At 67.7% G+C, this 18172-nt stretch carries 17 protein-coding genes and 1 pseudogene; 11 read left to right on the forward strand and 7 right to left on the reverse strand.

The features are described from left to right. Positions 1–77 precede the first annotated feature (77 nt). Positions 78–611: a 2'-5' RNA ligase family protein gene (locus ACQPYS_RS09175; RefSeq protein WP_431940895.1), complete on the reverse strand. Its 534-nt coding sequence runs from the start codon at positions 609–611 to the stop codon at positions 78–80. Positions 612–816: 205 nt separating this feature from the next. Between ACQPYS_RS09175 and ACQPYS_RS09180 the strand changes: the two genes are divergently transcribed. The 3 genes from ACQPYS_RS09180 to ACQPYS_RS09190 are packed head-to-tail and all read left to right on the forward strand — an operon-like array spanning position 817 to position 3382. After that, positions 817–1698: an ABC transporter substrate-binding protein gene (locus ACQPYS_RS09180; RefSeq protein ID WP_433493004.1), complete on the forward strand. Its 882-nt coding sequence runs from the start codon at positions 817–819 to the stop codon at positions 1696–1698. After that, on the forward strand, positions 1695–2615 hold the full coding sequence (locus ACQPYS_RS09185; RefSeq protein ID WP_431940894.1) for an amino acid ABC transporter permease: 921 nt from the start codon (positions 1695–1697) through the stop codon (positions 2613–2615). The genes ACQPYS_RS09180 and ACQPYS_RS09185 overlap by 4 nt, the downstream gene beginning before the upstream one ends. Next, a complete protein-coding gene (locus tag ACQPYS_RS09190; protein WP_063036404.1) occupies positions 2612–3382 on the forward strand; it encodes an amino acid ABC transporter ATP-binding protein in 771 nt (256 codons plus the stop codon). Before ACQPYS_RS09185 ends, ACQPYS_RS09190 begins: the two co-directional genes overlap by 4 nt. Before the next feature lie 29 nt (positions 3383–3411). On the opposite strand, the pseudogene ACQPYS_RS09195 reads toward ACQPYS_RS09190, so the two are convergent. Further along, a pseudogene (locus ACQPYS_RS09195) lies at positions 3412–4496 on the reverse strand (isocitrate/isopropylmalate dehydrogenase family protein). Positions 4497–4626: 130 nt separating this feature from the next. On the opposite strand from ACQPYS_RS09195, the gene ACQPYS_RS09200 reads away from it, so the two are divergent. Both ACQPYS_RS09200 and ACQPYS_RS09205 read left to right on the forward strand, forming a co-directional pair. Further along, positions 4627–5511: an SPFH domain-containing protein gene (locus ACQPYS_RS09200; RefSeq protein ID WP_063036403.1), complete on the forward strand. Its 885-nt coding sequence runs from the start codon at positions 4627–4629 to the stop codon at positions 5509–5511. Continuing rightward, positions 5511–5684, forward strand: a complete 174-nt coding sequence (locus ACQPYS_RS09205) for a hypothetical protein (protein WP_169811905.1) — start codon at positions 5511–5513, stop codon at positions 5682–5684. The genes ACQPYS_RS09200 and ACQPYS_RS09205 overlap by 1 nt, the downstream gene beginning before the upstream one ends. A 127-nt stretch (positions 5685–5811) precedes the next feature. Here the strand turns inward: ACQPYS_RS09205 and ACQPYS_RS09210 are convergent, their stop codons facing one another. Then, entirely contained in the window at positions 5812–6681 is an 870-nt protein-coding gene (locus ACQPYS_RS09210) for a class I SAM-dependent methyltransferase (protein WP_431941438.1), read from the reverse strand. Between the two features lie 167 nt (positions 6682–6848). On the opposite strand from ACQPYS_RS09210, the gene rpsA reads away from it, so the two are divergent. Beyond that, positions 6849–8315 (forward strand): 30S ribosomal protein S1, encoded by a 1467-nt coding sequence (gene rpsA, locus ACQPYS_RS09215; RefSeq protein ID WP_063036401.1) that lies wholly within the window; start codon positions 6849–6851, stop codon positions 8313–8315. Between the two features lie 173 nt (positions 8316–8488). Here rpsA and ACQPYS_RS09220 read toward each other — a convergent pair whose 3' ends face one another. Further along, positions 8489–8701, reverse strand: a complete 213-nt coding sequence (locus ACQPYS_RS09220; RefSeq protein ID WP_084480794.1) for a hypothetical protein — start codon at positions 8699–8701, stop codon at positions 8489–8491. Between the two features lie 181 nt (positions 8702–8882). Between ACQPYS_RS09220 and coaE the strand changes: the two genes are divergently transcribed. Beyond that, entirely contained in the window at positions 8883–10085 is a 1203-nt protein-coding gene (gene coaE, locus ACQPYS_RS09225; RefSeq protein WP_433492295.1) for a dephospho-CoA kinase, read from the forward strand. An 82-nt stretch (positions 10086–10167) separates the two neighbouring features. Here the strand turns inward: coaE and ACQPYS_RS09230 are convergent, their stop codons facing one another. Further along, on the reverse strand, positions 10168–10692 hold the full coding sequence (locus ACQPYS_RS09230) for a DUF402 domain-containing protein (protein ID WP_063036399.1): 525 nt from the start codon (positions 10690–10692) through the stop codon (positions 10168–10170). A gap of 135 nt (positions 10693–10827) precedes the next feature. Between ACQPYS_RS09230 and uvrB the strand changes: the two genes are divergently transcribed. Next, positions 10828–13020: an excinuclease ABC subunit UvrB gene (gene uvrB, locus ACQPYS_RS09235; protein ID WP_431941440.1), complete on the forward strand. Its 2193-nt coding sequence runs from the start codon at positions 10828–10830 to the stop codon at positions 13018–13020. 29 nt (positions 13021–13049) lie between these two features. Here the strand turns inward: uvrB and ACQPYS_RS09240 are convergent, their stop codons facing one another. After that, positions 13050–13520, reverse strand: a complete 471-nt coding sequence (locus tag ACQPYS_RS09240) for a VOC family protein (protein WP_431941441.1) — start codon at positions 13518–13520, stop codon at positions 13050–13052. 91 nt (positions 13521–13611) lie between these two features. On the opposite strand from ACQPYS_RS09240, the gene ACQPYS_RS09245 reads away from it, so the two are divergent. From ACQPYS_RS09245 to ACQPYS_RS09255, 3 genes are all read left to right on the forward strand, one after another. Beyond that, a complete protein-coding gene (locus ACQPYS_RS09245; protein WP_433492296.1) occupies positions 13612–14490 on the forward strand; it encodes a DUF6597 domain-containing transcriptional factor in 879 nt (292 codons plus the stop codon). A 57-nt stretch (positions 14491–14547) separates the two neighbouring features. After that, entirely contained in the window at positions 14548–14961 is a 414-nt protein-coding gene (locus tag ACQPYS_RS09250) for a DoxX family protein (protein ID WP_433492297.1), read from the forward strand. A gap of 332 nt (positions 14962–15293) precedes the next feature. After that, on the forward strand, positions 15294–15746 hold the full coding sequence (locus ACQPYS_RS09255; RefSeq protein WP_063036397.1) for a universal stress protein: 453 nt from the start codon (positions 15294–15296) through the stop codon (positions 15744–15746). Between the two features lie 78 nt (positions 15747–15824). Here ACQPYS_RS09255 and ACQPYS_RS09260 read toward each other — a convergent pair whose 3' ends face one another. Beyond that, positions 15825–18155, reverse strand: coding sequence for a HelD family protein (locus ACQPYS_RS09260; protein WP_433492298.1), 2331 nt, complete (start codon positions 18153–18155; stop codon positions 15825–15827). Between the last annotated feature and the right edge of the window lie 17 nt (positions 18156–18172).

Here is an 18172-nt window from a genome sequence, read left to right on the forward strand (position 1 = left end):
CGCGGTGTTCCACGGCGGTGTCGTACGCCACCGGCCCCCACCCTACGTGCCGGGGCCGGGGTGCGCTCCGGCTCCGGTCAGCCGTGTTCGGCGACCGACCATGCCCGGCGCCGGTCGCCGTCCCAGCGCCGGACACCCACCACGGTCGCGGTGGTATCGCGGTCGGCCGCGACGGCGGCCACCGCGTCACCGATCCGCTGCGGGAGGACCCGTCGCGCCAGCGTGACATGCGGTGTCCACTGGTTCGGGCGCAGATTGGCCGGGATATCGGGACACGGCTCGATCACCTGGTGGATGCGGCGATGCCAGGCCAGCAGTTGTTCGGACGGGACCACCGCCCGTACCAGGATCGGTCGTCGTGCCCCGAACACCAGCACTCCGCCGAGACGTACCGGGAAGGGCCGGAACGGCAACCGGTCGAGCTCCTGCTCGATCCGCGGCCAGATCTGCCGGGCCACCGCCACGGTGATATGCGGCCGGTGGTTTTCGGTAGCGCCGTCGTGTCTGCTCTGTCCCAACCCCGGTAGCCCCGCTTCGGCGAGCAGTTCCCACTGCCGCCGGATACGTTGCTCGGCCGCCTCGTCGAGCAGTAATTCCACCGACTGCACCATGATCTGCAGACGGTAGCGGGTCGGGCGCCGGAGTACGGGCGGTGGTCTTCCCGGGCGCCGCGCCCGGAGATCAATCCTGTGTTACTCGGGGTGTGCCGCGAGCCGGGGTCGCCTACTGTGCCTGACAAGGTCGATGAGCGGCCGAGGGTCCGCAATTGTTGGCGAGCGGCAGGTGGTGGCGGTGGTGTATCGATCCGATGCCCGGGTGCGGCGGATTCTGTGCGGGCTGGCCGGTATCGCGCTGCTGGCCGGGTGCGTGACCAATGTCGAGGACACCGGGCCCGTCCCGCCCAAGATCACGGTGCGAGCGGTGGACGCGCTGGCCGCGCGGGTGCCGGCCGATATCGCCGCCGCCGGGGAGGTGGTGGTCGGGGTCAATGTGCCGTATCAGCCGAACGAGTACCGCGACCGGCACGGCACGATCGTCGGTTTCGATGTGGATCTGATGGACGCGGTGACCGCGGTGCTCGGACTGCGGGCCCGCTACGCCGAATCGGCGTTCGAGAAGATCATTCCCGCCGTTCAGGCCGGTACCTACGATATCGGCATGTCCTCTATCACCGATTCGGTGGAGCGGGAGAAACAGGTCGATTTCGTCACCTACTTCAGCGCGGGGGTGCAGTGGGCACAGCGCACCGGCCGGCACGTCGACCCTACGAACGCCTGTGGTAAGCGCGTCGCGGTCCAGGCGACGACGGTGGAGCACATCGAGGAGGTCCCGGCCAAGAGCGAAGCCTGTGTCGCCGCGGGCCGGGACCCGATCATCATCGACGCGTTCGACGAACAGAGCGCGGTGACCAATGCGCTGGTACTCGGCCAGGTCGACGCCATGTCCGCGGATTCCCCGGTCACCGCGTACGCGATCGAACAGACCGGCGGCAAGATCGAACCGGCCGGCCCGATCTTCGACGCGGCGCCCTACGGGTGGGCCGTCGCGAAAGGGGCGCCGCTGGCGCCGGTACTGCGCGACGCGCTGCAACACCTCATCGACACCGGGCAGTACCGGCAGATCACCCTGAACTGGGGAGTCCAGGAGGGCGCCCTGCGCACCTCCGTGATCAACGGTGCGAGGGAGTCGACGCGATGACCGCAGATCCGAGTGGGACCGCCCGGCCCGAACCCATCGCCGCGGTGCCGTTGCGGCGGCCCGGCCGCTGGGTGGCCGCCGCGCTGATCCTGGCGCTGGCCGGATTGTTCGTCTACGGCGCGGCCACCAATCCCGCGTACCGCTGGGATGTGTACTGGCAGTATCTGCGCGATACCCGGATCGCGGCGGGTGCGGTGGTCACCCTGGAGCTCACCGTGCTCGCGATGGTCATCGCCGTCGTACTCGGTACCACGCTGGCGGTGATGCGGCTGTCGCCGAACCCCGTACTGCGGGCGAGTGCCTGGGTCTACCTGTGGATTTTCCGCGGGACCCCGGTATACGTACAACTGGTCTTCTGGGGGCTGGTCCCGTCGCTGTACCAGAACGTCGCGTTCGGCGTGCCCTTCGGCCCGCGCCTGGTAGAGGTCGATGTGCAGAGCTTGCAGGCCGGGTTCGCGTTCGCGGTGATCGGGCTGGGGCTCAACGAGGCCGCGTATATGGCCGAGATCGTCCGGGCCGGTATCAACTCGGTGGGGGACGGCCAGCGCGAAGCGTCCATCGCGCTGGGTATGTCCTGGTCACAGACCATGCGACGGACCGTGCTGCCGCAGGCCATGCGGGTGATCATCCCGCCGACCGGCAATGAACTCATCAGCATGCTGAAGACCACCGCGCTGGTCACGGCCATACCGCTCAGTACCGACCTGTTCGGCCGGGCCCGCGATATCTACGGGGTGAACTTCCTGCCCATCCCGCTGCTACTGGTCACCGCCACCTGGTACCTGGCGATCACCAGTGTGCTGATGATCGGCCAGTACTACCTGGAGAAATACTATTCGCGGGGCATATCCCGGCAACTGACCGCGAAACAACTCCAGGAACTGGCCGACGCGCGCGGAGAGGTACGGGCGAAATGAGTGGGACGGAACCCATGGTCCGCGCCGACCGGGTCTGCAAGAGTTTCGGGGCGCTACGGGTCCTCGAGGGCATCTCGCTGGACGTGCGGCACGGCGAGGTGCTGTGCCTGATCGGACCCTCGGGCTCGGGAAAATCCACCTTCCTGCGGTGTATCAACCATCTGGAGCAAATCGACGCGGGCCGGTTGTATGTGGACGGTGAACTGGTCGGCTACCGCGAGAAAGGCGGCAAACTCTACGAGCTGCATCCGCGCGACGCGGCCCGCCAGCGGCGGGAGATCGGTATGGTCTTCCAGCATTTCAATCTGTTCCCGCATCGCACTGTGCTCGCCAACATCATCGAGGCACCCGTCCAGGTCAAAAAGGTCCGCCGGGCCGACGCGGTGGCGCGTGCGGAGGAGCTGCTGGACCGGGTCGGGCTGGCCGACAAGGCCAATGCCTATCCGGCGCAGCTGTCCGGGGGTCAGCAGCAGCGGGTGGCGATCGCCCGGGCGCTGGCGATGGACCCGAAACTCATGTTGTTCGACGAGCCCACCTCCGCGCTGGATCCGGAGCTGGTCGGTGAGGTTCTCACGGTCATGCGTGAGCTCGCGGCGTCCGGTATGACGATGATCGTGGTGACCCACGAAATGGGTTTCGCGCGCGAGGTGGCCGATCGGCTGGTGTTCATGGACGCGGGAGTCGTGGTCGAGGCCGGCCCGCCCGATGACGTGCTGACGAATCCGGCGCAAGACCGCACCAGGGCGTTCCTGTCCCGGTTGCTGTAGTTGCCGTTCGGGCCGAGTGGCCTCCGCGCCTACCGGAAGTGGACCCGTGCGGTGACCTGTTCGGTGAATTCACCGGTCGAGGCCTGGCCGCCCAGGTCGGCGGTGGCGATACCGGCGGCGAAGGTTGCCGCGACGGCGTGTTCGATCCGCTCCGCGGCCCGGGTGAGGACCGGCCGGTCGTGCCGGTCGGCCAGCCGGCGCAGCAGCATGGCCGCGGACAGTTGCAGGGCCACCGGGTTGGCACGATTGTGCCCGGCCAGCTCGGGGGCCGCGCCGTGGACGGCCTGTGCCATCGCCCGATCGGCCGAACAGTTCAGGGACGCGGCGGTACCCAGTGATCCGCCGAGCTGCGCGGCCAGATCGGACAGGATGTCACCGAACAGGTTCTCGGTGACCAGGACATCGAAATCACGGGGGACCGGACCAGATGGGCGGCGGCGGCGTCGACGTGCTCGTCCGTCACCGTCACATCGGGGTACTCGCGCGCCACGGCATAGCAGGTGTCGCGGAACAATCCCATGGTCAGCGGCAGCGCATTCGCTTTGTGCACGATGGTCACCCGGCCGCGCCGCGCGGTGGCCAGCCGGAAGGCCTCGTGCGCGATCCGTTCGGATGCCGCCCGGGTCACCAGGCCGACCGACAGGGCGATATCCGGGGTGGGGCAGAACTCCCCGGACCCGACCGCCATGTTCCGGTCGGCATAGAAGCCCTCGCTGTTCTCCCGGACGACCACCAGGTCTATATCCGGTGCGACCGCCGCGACACCGGGAAACGCTTTCACGGGCCGGATATTGGCGTGCAGGCCGAAATGGCGCCGGATCGCGCCACCGGGCGCGATGCGGTGTTCCGGGGGATAGGAGGCATTGTCGTGCGGGCCGAGGATCCAGCCGTCGGTGTCGCGTAGGCCGGTCAGGGTGGATTCCGGGAGGGCGGTACCGAATTCGTCGAGGGCCCGGCGGCCCATCGGCAACGGGACCCAGTCGACCCCGGCCGCACCGGCGGCGGACAGCGCCTCGTCGACCACCCGCCGCGCCGAACCCACCACCTCGGGACCGATTCCGTCGCCCTCGATCACGCCGAGGCGTAGCCGCTCACCCTGTGCCGTCTGGTCCATCCGCACATCGTCGCAGGCCATCGGCGGCGTCGGTCGTGGGGCCGGGCGGTCCGCGATTCGTATCGTGCGGATCCGGCCCGGTCGCCGTCGTGCTATCTTGGTGATATCACTTTGATAGAGGGAGGATGTCATGACATTCCGAAACGCCACGCGGGTCAACGGGTTCGTCGTGCTATTGATCTGGCTGGTGCTCACCATCGCGCTGGCGGCGGTGGCGATAGCGGGATTCGCGGCATTCGCGCAGCATCAGAACGCCGCGGGATTGGCGGGGGCGATCGTCGCGTGTGTGCTGGGGGTGATCCTGCTGCTCGGCATCACCGGCCTGACGGTGGTGAACCCGAACGAGGCCAAGGTCGTCCAGTTCTTCGGCCGCTATATCGGCTCGGTGAGCGAACCCGGATTCTTCTCGGTCCTACCGCTGACCGATCGCCGCAGTATCTCGCTGCGGGTCCGGAACTTCGAGACCCAGAAACTGAAGGTCAACGACGCCGACGGTAACCCGGTGGAGATCGCGGCGGTGGTCGTCTACAAGGTGGTCGACAGTTTCAAGGCCGCTTTCGCCGTGGACGACTACGAGGAATACGTGGAAACCCAGTCCGAGGCCGCGGTCCGGCACCTGGCCACCACCCACCCCTACGACGCCCACGACGTCGACCGCACCAGCCTGCGTGACGGCGCCGAGGTCGCCGAGGAACTCACGGTGGAACTGCGCGACCGCACCGAGACCGCCGGAATCGAGGTGATCGAGGCGCGGATCACCCACCTCGCGTACGCGCCGGAGATCGCGCAGGCGATGCTGGTCCGTCAGCAGGCGGCGCAGGTGGTGGCCGCCCGGACGCAGATCGTCGAGGGCGCGGTGGGGATGGTCGGCCTGGCACTGAACCGGCTCACCGCCGAGGGCATGGTCGAACTGGACGAGGAACGCAAGGCCACCATGGTCTCGAACCTCCTGGTGGTGCTGTGCGGTGACCGGCCGACGCAGCCGGTGGTCAATGCGGGATCGCTGTACAACTGATGGCCGAACGCAAGAAGGTCCTGCTCCGGCTCGACCCCGCGGTCCACGACGCGATCGCCAAATGGGCGGCCGACGATCTGCGCAGCGTCAACGCGCAGATCGAATTCGCCCTCCGGCGCGCGCTGGAGCAGGCCGGGCGCGCGCCGCGGCCGGCCCGCGGCGACGAATCCTGACCGGACCCGACTCCCGGCTCGCCTTCGCGCGAGCCGGGAGATGTTTGTGTCCGTCACCGCTGGAGTGCCCCGCGACGGCAGGACCCCGCCCACTCCACTCTTCGAGAGCGGGCTGCTAGGCCGTCGGTCACTGAGGGTTGCCGGGTTTATGGCTCACGAATATCGCCGTCCCCGGAAACAACTGCCCACGCAGCGGGCTCCACTGGCCCCATTCCCGGTCCAGCCATTCCGGCCACTCGGGTTCGACGATATCGTCGAGTACCAATCCGGCCCCGACTATTTCCCGGACCCGGTCACCGATGGTGCGATGGTGTTCCGCGTAGGTGCACCGCCCCTCGCTGTCGATCTCGGTGTACGGCGTGCGGTCGAAGTAGGGGATCACGGCTTCGAGGCCGTCCGGGCCGGGATCGTCGCGGAAGATCCACCGCATCGGATGGTTCACCGCGAATACCCAGCGCCCGCCGGGCCGCAACACCCGGGCGACCTCCCGCATCACCAGGGCCGAGTCGGCGACGAAGGGGACCGCGCCGAAGGCCGAACAGGCCAGGTCGAAGGATTCGTCCGCGAATGGCAGGGCCTCGGCGCCCGCCTGCACCAGCGGCACCCGCGGTCCGCCCCGGGCCATGGCGGCAAGCCCCCGTGACAGCATTCCCCGCGAGATATCGAGTCCGACGGGGTGGGCGCCCTGGCCGGCCAGCCAGCGGGCGCACGGCGCCGACCCGCAGCCCACCTCGAGAATCCGTGTGCCGGTGACCTCGCCGAGGAAGTGCATATCGCCTTCGTGCAGGCCCTCCGGGCACCAGACGAATTCGCCGCCGATGCTCTCGGTACCGAGGAAATCTCCGTGCGTATCGTGGTACTGGCCGGCGTCGGCGTCCCACCAGCGCCGGTTCGCGCGTTCGCTCTCGGCCGAGCCGATCCGGAGGCGTGCCGCACCCGCGGTGCCCAGCAGTTCGGTGGCCTGAGCGTGGCGATCTTGAACGAGGTCGTCGGACACGATACGAAGCCTATAGATCCGCTGCGGGGGGTCGTTTGCCCGCCCGGTTCCGGGTCGCGTACGCTGAACGCGCAAGTGATCACACCTGGAGCCGCTGGGTGTATCGCAGCGTACCGAAAGTCTCAATGTCCGCAACCGATCACAATCCGTCCGGAGCAAACCGCCACATGCCCACCACCGTCACCTCGCCGCAGGTAGCCGTCAACGATATCGGCTCCGCCGAGGATTTCCTCGCCGCCATCGACGCCACGATCAAGTACTTCAACGACGGCGATATCGTCGAAGGAACCATCGTCAAAGTCGACCGCGACGAGGTCCTGCTCGACATCGGTTACAAGACCGAAGGCGTCATTCCGTCTCGCGAGCTCTCCATCAAACACGATGTCGACCCGAACGAGGTCGTTTCCGTGGGCGATGAGGTGGAGGCTCTTGTCCTCACCAAGGAGGACAAAGAGGGTCGCCTGATCCTGTCCAAGAAACGGGCGCAGTACGAGCGCGCCTGGGGCACGATCGAGGAGCTCAAGGAGAAGGACGAGGCCGTTCGCGGCACCGTGATCGAGGTCGTCAAGGGCGGTCTGATCCTCGATATCGGGCTGCGCGGCTTCCTGCCCGCCTCGCTGGTCGAGATGCGCCGGGTCCGTGATCTGCAGCCGTATGTCGGCAAGGAGATCGAGGCCAAGATCATCGAGCTGGACAAGAACCGCAACAACGTGGTCCTGTCCCGCCGTGCCTGGCTGGAGCAGACCCAGTCCGAGGTGCGCAGCGAATTCCTGCACCAGCTGCAGAAGGGCCAGGTCCGCAAGGGTGTGGTCTCCTCCATCGTCAACTTCGGCGCCTTCGTCGATCTCGGCGGTGTCGACGGTCTGGTGCACGTCTCCGAGCTCTCCTGGAAGCACATCGATCACCCGTCCGAGGTGGTCGAGGTGGGCAACGAGGTCACCGTCGAGGTGCTCGACGTCGACCTGGACCGCGAGCGCGTCTCGCTGTCGCTGAAGGCCACCCAGGAAGATCCGTGGCGGCAGTTCGCCCGCACCCACGCCATCGGCCAGATCGTGCCCGGCAAGGTCACCAAGCTGGTGCCGTTCGGTGCGTTCGTGCGCGTCGAAGAGGGCATCGAGGGCCTGGTGCACATCTCCGAGCTGGCCGAGCGCCACGTCGAGGTCCCGGACCAGGTCGTGGTCGTGGGCGACGACGCGATGGTCAAGGTCATCGACATCGACCTGGAGCGTCGCCGGATCTCGCTGAGCCTCAAGCAGGCCAACGAGGACTACAGCTCCGAGTTCGATCCGTCGAAGTACGGCATGGCCGACAGCTACGACGAGCAGGGCAACTACATCTTCCCCGAGGGCTTCGATCCCGAGACCAACGAATGGCTCGAGGGCTTCGACAAGCAGCGCGAAGAGTGGGAAGGCCGCTACGCCGAGGCGGAGCGTCGGCACAAGATGCACACTGCGCAGATGGAGAAGATGGCGGCCGACGCCGCGGCCGAGGCCGCGGGCGGCGGCGGTTCGTCGAACTACTCCTCCGAGAGCGGCGCGCAGTCCAGCGTCAGCCAGCAGGAGTCGGCCGGCGGTTCGCTCGCCAGCGACGCCCAGCTCGCGGCCCTGCGGGAGAAGCTGTCCGGTAACGCCTGAGGCGACTACCGCTAGCGGATAGCCGAACGTAGGAAGACCCCGGCCCCATAAGGGGGCCGGGGTCTTTCGCGTATGCGTCGTCTGCCAGGGGGCCTCAACCCCGTGGCGCCGGAGGCGCCGCATATACAACAGTGGCCCGGTCCGAGGACCGGGCCACCGTTGTCCGTCGGGTACTAACCTGCCGGGACCGGGACCCAGCGCGGCCAGACGATCGACGGACGCGGGCGATGAGCGGCGAGACTGTGGCGGGGCGCGATGGTGAAAAGGCTGAGCCAGGGGCGGCGGTTCTTCGCCAGATACGCCGCCACGGCCGGAATGGTGAGACAGTGCACCCGCCCCGGCGCCCCCAGCCGGTGCCGGCCTGTGCGGTAGTACCTGATGCGCATGCTCGTTCCTTTGCTATCCGTAACAGGAGCGGTGAATCGGGGCGTGCACTCAGGCCGAACACTAACGCAGGCACTGGCGTAATCAGGACATTTGCGCCGTTCCGCCACGCCTGGGCGTGTCGAGCGGTAGTGCGCGAAACCTCGTCGCCGGGCCGGCACGGGCGGATGCGAGACTGAGCGAATGCTACGAATCGGCCTCACCGGCGGTATGGGAGCGGGCAAATCTACGGTTGCGCGAGCGCTCGTGGCCCGGGGCGCGGTACTCATCGACTCCGATGTCATCGCCCGGGAAGTGGTCGCGGTCGGCACGCCGGGGCTGGCCGCCCTGGTCGAGGCGTTCGGCTCGGATATTCTGGCCGCCGACGGCAGCCTGGATCGTCCGGCGCTGGCGGCCAGGGCGTTTCGCGACGACGAATCACGCGCCACCCTGAACTCCATCACTCATCCGCTGGTCGGGCAGCGCACGGCCGAACTCTTCGCCGCCGCCGCGCCGGACGCCATTGTGGTCCAGGACGTTCCGCTGCTGGTGGAGAACCATATGGCGCCCTTCATGAACCTGGTGCTGGTGGTGGATGTCGCCGCCGAGACCCGGATCCGCCGCCTGGTCGAATACCGCGGCGTACCCGAGGACGATGCGCGGGCGCGGATCGCGGCGCAGGCGACCGACGAGCAGCGCCGGGCCGCCGCCGATGTGCTGCTGGACAACAACGGCCCGGCCGGAGAGGTCGAAGCCGCGGTGGCGCGGCTGTGGGATGAGCGGTTGGTCCCGTTCGAAGCGAATATGCGTTCCGCTAGCGCGGTACGTCCGGCACCCCGGCTCGCGGACCCGGATCCGGACTGGGCCGCGCAGGCGCAGCGGCTGATCGCGCGGTTGCGGGTGGCCGCCGGTGCCGCCGCGGTGCGGATCGACCATATCGGTTCCACCGCGGTGCCCGGCCTGCCTGCGAAAGATCTCCTCGACCTGCAGATCACCGTGCCGGATCTCGCCGCGGCCGATGGTATCCGCGACGCGCTGGCCGCCGCGGGCTTCCCGGCGATCCCGCAGCACACCCACGACAGTCCGAAGCCCGGCGCCGGGGCCGCGGCGGATAAGGGGAGCTGGGCGAAACGCGTGCACGGCAGCGCCGACCCCGGGCGCCCCGCATACGTCCATCTACGGGTCGCCGGCGGGCCCGGGCAGGTGTTCGCGCTCGCCTTCCGCGACTGGCTGCGCGCCGAACCGGCCGCGCGGGCGGAATACGCCGAGGTGAAGCAGAAGGCGGCGGCCGCGGCCGATGGGCTCGATCGAGACGAGGCCGCCGCGGCCTACCAGGCGGTCGAGGAACCCTGGTTCGATGCCGTGTACCACCGGGTGCTCGCCTGGCGGGCCGCGCATCCGGAGTAGCGGTAGCGGACGTGCCCGGATGGGCGCGCCCGCTTCGCGGAGCGGGCGCCGGCCGGGCTGCCGCGTGGTGCCGACCGGTGGATCACCGCCAGGTGAGCGGCATATCCAGCGAGGCAGTCCAGGCCAGGAAGTCGTGGCCGTGGGCGGCGATACCGTCGATGGCCCGGGTGGCCGTGGCCACCGCACGCTCCGCGGCGTGGGCGTCCAGCAGGCCCACGGCGTGCGCGGCCAGGAGTTCGTCGACGTCGAGGAGTTCGGTCTCCCGTCCGGTGCGGACCACCAGGTCGAGATAATGGTCCTCCGAGCGCCATTTCTTCGGCGCGACCTCACCGAATTCGCCGATATCGAGGTAGTAGTCCTGGTCGCGCCGATGGGCCGGATGGAAATGGAAGACGGTCGCGCGCAGGTTCAGCTCTGGGAGCAGCCACGACTCCATGTAGTGGAATTGCGGGTGGTCGGCGGTCCGCGCCATGTACAGCCCCCAGGGTTCGAGATGGTAACGCTCCACATCGCGGACGAAACCCTTCGGATCGGTATTCGTCAGTTCCGCGATATCGAAGTACTCCACCTTCGGCCGGTGGACGTCCACGGTCGGTGCCTCGGTCACAGCTGTCGAATCTACCCACTGGGCCGCCGGGGCGCGTACAGCCCGCCGCCCGGCCGCCCGGCCCGGCCGCTAGGCGTGGGCTCCGGCACAGGTCGCGGACGGGATTCTGTCGGTGTCCGCGCCTAGTCTTGGGGCATGGCATTCGCAACCGAACTCCGTGCGGCCGGCGTCAGCGGGACCGAGGCCGACGGAGCGACTCCGCTGGCCCGATCGGAGTTCCGTCCGGTCGGGGAGATCGAACGCACCGGTGGGCGGTTCGAGGTGGTCAGCCCGCATCGGCCGGCCGGTGATCAGCCGGCCGCCATCGAGGAACTGGAGCGCCGGATCACCGCGGGTGAGCCCGATGTGGTGCTGCTCGGCGCCACCGGTACCGGTAAATCGGCGACCACGGCGTGGCTCATCGAGCGGCTCCAGCGGCCGACACTGGTGATGGCTCCGAACAAGACACTGGCGGCGCAGCTGGCCAACGAACTACGCGAAATGTTCCCGCATAACGCGGTGGAGTATTTCGTCTCCTATTACGACTACTACCAACCAGAGGCGTATATCGCGCAGACCGATACCTATATCGAGAAGGACAGCTCGATCAACGACGATGTGGAGCGACTGCGCCATTCGGCGACCTCCGCATTGCTGTCGCGCCGGGATGTGGTGGTGGTCGCGTCGGTGTCCTGTATCTACGGTCTGGGCACACCGCAGTCCTATCTGGACCGCTCCGTCCTGCTCGAGGTGGGTTCGGAGGTCGACCGCGACGCCTTTCTGCGGATGCTGGTGGATGTCCAGTACACGCGCAACGATATGTCGTTCACGCGGGGTTCGTTCCGGGTGCGCGGCGATACCGTCGAGATCATTCCCTCCTACGAGGAGCTGGCGGTCCGGATCGAGTTCTTCGGCGACGAGATCGAGGAACTCTACTATCTGCACCCACTCACCGGGGATGTCGTGCGCAAGGTGGATACGGTGCGTATCTTCCCGGCCACGCACTATGTGGCGGGGCCGGAGCGGATGGAACGGGCGGTCGTCGATATCGAGGCCGAACTCGAGGAACGCCTCGCCGAGCTCGAGCGCAAGGGCAAATTGCTCGAGGCGCAGCGCTTGCGGATGCGTACCCAGTACGACCTCGAGATGATCCGGCAGGTCGGATTCTGCTCCGGTATCGAGAACTATTCGCGGCATATCGACGGCCGGCCCGCCGGTTCGGCGCCGGCCACGCTACTGGACTATTTCCCGGACGATTTCCTGCTGGTGATCGACGAATCGCATGTGACCGTGCCGCAGATCGGCGGGATGTACGAGGGGGATATGTCGCGCAAGCGCAACCTCGTGGAATACGGTTTCCGGCTGCCCTCGGCGGTGGACAACCGCCCGCTCACCTGGGAGGAGTTCGCCGAACGGATCGGGCAGGCGGTGTATCTGTCGGCGACCCCCGGCGACTACGAACTCGGCCGGACCGGCGGTGAGGTGGTGGAGCAGGTCATCCGTCCCACCGGCCTGGTCGACCCGAAGGTCGAGGTGAAGCCCACCAAGGGGCAGATCGACGATCTGGTGCACGAGATCCGGTTGCGGACCGAGCGCGACGAGCGCGTCCTGGTCACCACGCTCACCAAGAAGATGGCCGAGGACCTGACCGACTATCTGCTCGGTCTCGGTGTGCGGGTGCGTTATCTGCATTCCGAGATCGACACCCTGCGCCGGGTCGAGTTGCTGCGGCAGCTCCGGCTGGGTGAATACGACGTGCTGGTCGGGATCAACCTGCTCCGCGAGGGTCTGGATCTGCCCGAAGTGTCCCTGGTCGCGATTCTGGACGCCGACAAGGAAGGCTTCCTGCGCAGTACGAAGAGCTTGATCCAGACCATCGGCCGGGCCGCCCGCAATGTGTCCGGTGAGGTGCACATGTACGCGGACAAGATCACCGACTCGATGCGGGACGCCATCGACGAGACCGAGCGCCGGCGTGCCAAACAGCTCGCCTACAACGCGGAAATGGGTATCGATCCGCAGCCGCTGCGCAAGAAGATCGCCGATATCCTCGACCAGGTCTATTCGGAGGCCGGTGACGAGGTGGAGGTCGGTGGTTCCGGCCGTAACGCCAGCCGTGGCCGGCGGGCCCAAGGCGAACCCGGCCGGGCGGTCAGCGCGGGCATCGTCGAGGGGCGCGATATCAAATCCATGCCGCGCGCCGAGCTGGCCGATCTGGTCGCCGAGCTCACCGAGCAGATGATGAACGCGGCCCGCGAGCTGCAGTTCGAGCTCGCGGGCCGGCTTCGCGACGAGATCGCCGACCTGAAGAAGGAGCTGCGCGGTATGGACGCGGCCGGATTGCGGTGACCGGCTCCGGACCGCGTCGGCCACCGGGCTCAGGCCTGCGCGGCCATCCATTCGTTCACCCGGCGTTCTGCCTCCTCGCGGGAGACGTCCTCGACCCGGGTCATGACGACCCAGCGATGGCCGAAGGGGTCCTTCAGGGCGCCGTAGCGGTCGCCGGTGACGAACGTGGCCGGGTCCTCGGCCACCCGGGCGCCGTGCTCGCGGGCGCGGGCGATCACCGCGTCGACATCGGGGCAGTAGTGGACCAGCGAGGTGTGTACCCAGTCGCCGCTGGGCGCGAGCACGTTCTGGTCCGGTACCGGGAGTCCGAGCTGAATGGTGGAATCGCCGATCTTCAGTTCGGCGTGCGCGGGTTGCCCGTCGGGCATATCGTTGCGCGAGATCACCTCGGCACCGAATACCGCGGTATAGAAATCGATGGCGGCGTTGCCGTCGGAGACCGCGATGTAGACGGTGATGGAGTGGTAGCCCGCGGGAATGGGATCGACTGTTTCGCTCATGCCCATGACTCTGCCGCGCCGGGGGCGTGGATTCTTGTAAGAAAGCGACAGCTCACGAGACGGACAGTTCCGTGTGCGGAAGGCCACGACCGTGGCTGACGCGGGGTTACCGGCGACCGCCGTGCCCGCGGCCGGTGACCGCAAGGCGATCCTGCACCCCCATGAACAGGAGCGGTACCGCTCGCTGAACCGGCTCGCGGCGGGCGGTGCCGTATCGGACTATGTGGACTGGTACTGGTCGGTGCGCTGGGATGTGCGTGGCCGGGCGTCCTACCGCGCCCAGGTCCTGCCCTATCCCTGTGTACACATCACCTTCGAATGCGACGGCGACCACCGCGCAGGTTTCGTCAACGGCGTCTGCACCCGGAAGTACGTCCGCGAACTCAGCGGCCGGGGGGAGACCTTCGGTGTCCGGTTCCGGCCCGGCGGGTTCGGGGCATTCACCGGGCTCGATGTCGGCGCGTTCCGGGATCGCGCCGTACCGCTGGCCGAGGTACTCCCCGGTACCGGCGACCTCGTCGACCGGGTACTCGCCGAACCAGGCGACCCCGGCCGCCGCCACGTGGTCGAGGAATATCTCGGCAGCCGGGCGCGCCGGGACGACCCCAGCTACCGGCTCGTGCTGACGATCGCCGCCGCGATGGCCGGCGATCCCGGATTGACCCGGGTCGATCAGGTCACCGAGCGATTCGGAGTACCGGTGCGCACCCTGCAGCGGCTGTTCCGCCGCTATATCGGTGCGGGTCCGAAATGGGTGTTGCGGCGCTATCGATTACAGGACGGAGCCGATCTACTGGCCCGCGGTCGTATCGCGGATCTCGCCGCGCTGGCGGCCGAACTCGGTTATTTCGATCAGGCGCATTTCACCCGTGAGTTCACCGCCGAAGTCGGAATGGCTCCACTGGAATATGCCAAGAATTCGATACGCTCGCGCGATGAGGTGACCTCCAAGGTCATGCCGGCCTCATAATCGCCGGAGCACCTCTCGGGCGAAACGGTACCGTCGGCGACAGATGAGGAGCTCTGCATGGATGTCGTGGTGTTGATCGGCCGCGTGATGTTCGTCATTCTGTTCCTGAGTTCGGCGCTGGGGCATTTCACCCAGACCAAGGCCATGGCGGGTTACGCGAGTGCCAAGGGGGTACCGGTGCCGGAACTGGCGGTACAGGGATCAGGGGTGCTCATGCTGCTGGGCAGTATCAGCATCCTGTTCGGGATCTGGGCCGACCTGGGTGCCCTGCTGCTGCTGATCATGCTGGTCCCCACCATGATCATGATGCACGCCTTCTGGAAGGAAACCGAAGCAGAGGCCACCCAGGCGGAGACGATCCAGTTCAACAAGGACCTCGCTCTCGCCGGTGCCTGCCTGATGTTGTTCGCGTTTTTCGCGCACACCCAGGAATTGGGTCTGACGATTACCGGTCCGCTGTTCTCCCTCTGATCGAGGCCGAATTGGTGCCGGTGCCCGCCGGACGCGGCGAGCGCCGGTACTGTGAGGAAAGTCCCACGGCGCCAAGGACGTTCGCTTTCTTTGTGAACCCTCACAGGTTTACCCCCGCCGACGGCAGAAGTACCAGGTAGACGCGGCGGTCATCGTTCGTTCGAGGCGAAATGGGAAACGTCACCGCCGTCGAACACGTCTGTGATGTACAACGAATCGGGATATTCGGGCCGGTGTTCCGGCTATGGTCTACGCAGTCGCTGCGCCGTCGTCCGACATTCCACGAGGAATCGGTGCAGCCGCGTTTATACCCCGCACAGTTGGAGGAGAGAATGACCGCCTACCGGACCATTGTCGTCGGTACCGACGGCTCGGACTCGTCGTACGTCGCCGTGGAAAAGGCCGCGTCACTGGCCGGAGCCGCGGGCTCGACGTTGATCGTGGCCTGCGCCTACTACCCGACCGACGACCGTGACGTCGCCGCCGCGAGCGATATGCTCAAGGACGAGGCGTACCAGGTGCGTGGTTCGGCGCCCACCAACGAGATCCTGCGCACGGCCCGCGACAAGGCCGTTGCCGCCGGGGCCAAGGAGATCGTCGAGAAGGCCATTGTCGGCGAACCGGTCGACTCCCTGCTCGACCTCGTCAAAGAGACCCAGGCCGATCTGCTCGTTGTCGGTAACCGCGGCCTGAACACCCTGGCCGGCCGGCTGCTGGGCTCTGTGCCCTCCGATGTGGCGCGTAAATCGAAGTCCGATGTGCTGATCGTGCACACCGTCCGCTGATACCGCGATCACGGATCGCCCGCCCCGCCCAGAACTCGGTTTCCGGGCGGGGCGGCGCGTTCCGGCGGCCGGTCGGCGTCACTCGGCCAGTCGGCGCAGTTCCGGGGGAAGGTCGGCGCTGTGCACCACGGTGAGCCGCTGGGTGGCGCGGGTGATCGCGACGTACAGATCGTTACGGCCGCGCGGTGATTCGGCGATCACCGCACCCGGTTCCACCAGATACACCGCGTCGAACTCCAGGCCCTTCGCTTCGGTCACCGTCAGTACGCGCACGTATTCGCTTGCCAGCCCGGATAATTCGTCGACCAGGGCGGCGGGTGTCAGCACCGCGGCGGTGCCCGGTCCTTGTTCGGCGGCGAGCAGGCCGGCCAGGTTCGCCGACAGGTGCGCCGCCGGTAACCGGTGCGCCCGCGGCGGCACCCCCGAATCGCGGACCGAGCGCGGCACCTCGGCGGTGGGGTCGATCGTGGCCAGTACATCCGCCGCCACCGCCATGATCTCCGACGGTGTCCGGTAGTTGACGGTGAGCTCGGTGCGTCTCCACCGTTTGGCCACATACGGTTCCAGCATGTCCGCCCAGGAGCTCGCGCCCGCCGGATCACCGGTCTGCGCGATATCGCCGACCACGGTGATCCACCGGTTCGGGATCCGGCGCATCACCATGCGCCAGGCCATCTCCGACAGTTCCTGTGCTTCGTCCACGATCACATGGCCGTAGGTCCAGGTGCGATCACCCGCGGCGCGTTCGGCGGTGGTCTGGCGGTTGCGCACCTGCTGGCGTTCGGCGAGCTGGCTCGCGTCGATGAGGTCGTAGGCCATCAGGATCTCGGGGTCGAGTTCGTCCTCGAGGTCCTGAGGGGCCGAGCCGGTCAGGATGTCCAGGGCGTCCTGCGCTTCGGCGAGCTGGGCGCGCCAGCGCCGCCGGGCGCGTTCGCGTTCCTCGGCGTCGTCGGTGCCCAGGAGTTCGGCGAGTTCGTCCAGCAGCGGGGCGTCGGCGGCGCTGAACTCGCCGGTACCGGTGCGCAGCAGTTCGGCCCGGTCGGCCGGCTCCAGCACCTTGCCGGCGGCACGCTCCAGGCGGTCCGGGTCGCTGAACAGATCGCCCAGCACCTGCTGCGGAGTGAGCATCGGCCACAACTCGGCGAGCACACGCCCGACCTTCGGGTCGGCGCGCAACTCGTCGCTGATCTCGGACAGGTCCGCCGCGCTGAGCAGGCTGCGGCCATTACCGGACGGATCGGCGCCCATGGTCTGCGCCAGCTGGTCGGTGAGTGCCTCGATCACCATCGACGCGAAGATGGGCCGCGCCAGGTTGTGCGGGCGACGCGAGGAACGGGCCCGGCCGCGGGCCCGGGTGACGATCTTGCGGTCCAGGGTCACCGGATAGCCGTCGAAGCTCAGGGTGATCGGTTCACTCGGCACCTGCTGGCGATCCCGTACGGCGTTCTTCAGGATGTCCAGCACACTCGTCGAGCCCTTCAGCTCGCCGGCGCGCAGTGAGTCGGTGAGCGTGGCCTTCACCCCCGGATACAGATCGCCGATTGTGGACAGCAGCACCCCGGTCTCACCGAGCGACGGCAGCACCTGACCGATGTAGTCCAGGAAGGTGGCGTTGGGGCCGATGATGAGGACGCCGCTCTTGGCCAGTTGCTGGCGATAGGTGTACAGGAGGTAGGCGGCGCGGTGCAGGGCGACCGCGGTCTTACCGGTACCCGGGCCACCCTGCACGACAAGCACACTCTTGTGCTCGGCGCGGATGATCGCGTCCTGTTCGCTCTGGATCGTCTCCACGATGTCGGCCATCTGGCCGGTGCGGGCGGCGTTCAGCGCGGCCAGCAGCGCGCTCTCGCTGCCGACGCCGCCGTCGGAGGTCGTGACCCCGGCCCGGTGCGCGGCCGTGAGATCGAGGTATTCGTCGTTGACCGCGGTCACCCGGCGGTTGCGGGAGCGGATGTGGCGGCGCCGCAGCACCCCGTCCGGTGCCGCGGTGGTGGCCAGGTAGAACGGCCGGGCCAGCGGAGCCCGCCAATCGAGTAGCAGGGGTTCGTAGTCGTTGTCCTCGTCGAGGATGCCCAGCCGGCCGATATAGCGCTGTTCCGGATCGTCGTCCGCGGCGGTGAGATCGATGCGGCCGAAACACAGGCCGTGCTCGGCGGCATCGTATTTGGCCAGGTCCTCGGTATAGAGCTGGGTGAACGACTCGCGTTCGGTGCGGGCCTGCGGGGTCCCCCCGGTCTCCAGCAGGACAGTGCGCAGCCGATTGTCGGCGTAGGCGCGCATACCGTCGAGCCGCTCGTACAGCACCGACAGGTACGCCTGTTCGTGGTCGAGGTCCCGCGTCGCCGTATCCGGGGGCGCCTCGTCGGGAGCCGGTTCGATGGGGCGTTCCTCGGTGCGGTTGTCGGGCAAGTCCTGACTCCTTCTCA

Origin of the sequence: Nocardia grenadensis (assembly GCF_050942415.1) — a bacterium.
GTDB classification, from domain to species: Bacteria; Actinomycetota; Actinomycetes; order Mycobacteriales; family Mycobacteriaceae; genus Nocardia; species Nocardia grenadensis.